The organism is Sphingomonas hominis, assembly GCF_013328205.1.
GTDB lineage: Bacteria > Pseudomonadota > Alphaproteobacteria > Sphingomonadales > Sphingomonadaceae > Sphingomonas > Sphingomonas hominis.
Genome location: NZ_JABULH010000033.1, coordinates 1 through 855, shown reverse-complemented (window position 1 = coordinate 855; position 855 = coordinate 1). Strand labels below are relative to the sequence as shown.

General features: G+C 61.8%; 1 protein-coding gene. It reads left to right on the top strand.

Features of this window, described 5'->3' with window-relative positions; all coding sequences use genetic code 11:
• Positions 1-86 precede the first annotated feature (86 nt).
• Positions 87-838, top strand: a protein-coding gene (locus HRV97_RS17245; protein ID WP_425505800.1) for an IS5 family transposase whose coding sequence is annotated in 2 segments (ribosomal slippage) — positions 87-402 and positions 402-838 — 753 coding nt in all. Because the reading frame shifts where the segments join, the coding sequence is not laid out codon by codon here.
• Positions 839-855 lie beyond the last annotated feature (17 nt).

Sequence of the window (855 nt, the reverse complement as noted above, 5' to 3'; positions counted from 1 at the left end):
TAGGTCGGATCGACATTCAGGATTCCCAAACGCGCTGAACGGTGATTCATAAGCATCCGTGTTGTGGCGCGGAGTGGATAATGGGGATCAGGCGGTACGAGTTGGGCGAGGCGCAATGGTCCCGGATTGCCTTGCTGGTTCCGGGCAAGACGGCTGATCCTGGCCGAACGGGTTCGGATAACCGGCTGTTTGTGAATGGATGTTTGTGGGTGCTGCGCTCTGGCGCCCATTGGTGCGATCTGCCGGAGCGCTACGGCAAGTGGAAGACGGTGCATCGGCGTTTCAGCCGCTGGTGCCACGCTGGCGTCTGGGAGCGGGTGTTCGAGGCGCTGACGGTGGATCGCGACAATCAGTATCTGATGATCGACAGCACCATCGTTCGCGCTCACCAGCAGGCGGCGACCGGAAAAGGGGGGGCAAGGATCAGGCGCTGGGGCGTTCCCGAGGCGGACTGACGACCAAGGTTCACATGCTCGCCGACACGTTCGGCCGACCTTTGCGGTTTCGCATCACGCCCGGCCAAGCCAGCGACATCGCGTCGGCACCCGCCCTGCTCGAAGGCCAGCGCGGCAAAGCTGTGCTCGCCGACAAGGCGTATGACGGCAATGACTTGCGTGGTCAGATCGCTGCGATGGACGCCGAGGCGGTGATCCCGTCCAAGCGCAACCGCAAGATCGCCATCCCGCACGATGCCCTCATCTACAAGCATCGCAACCAAATCGAGAGATGCTTCGGTCGCCTCAAACATTTCCGACGCTTCGCTACTCGCTACGACCGCCGCATCATCCACTTCACCGGCTTCGTCCATCTCGCCGCTGCCATGATCTGGCTACGATGAATGTCGATCCGGCCTAG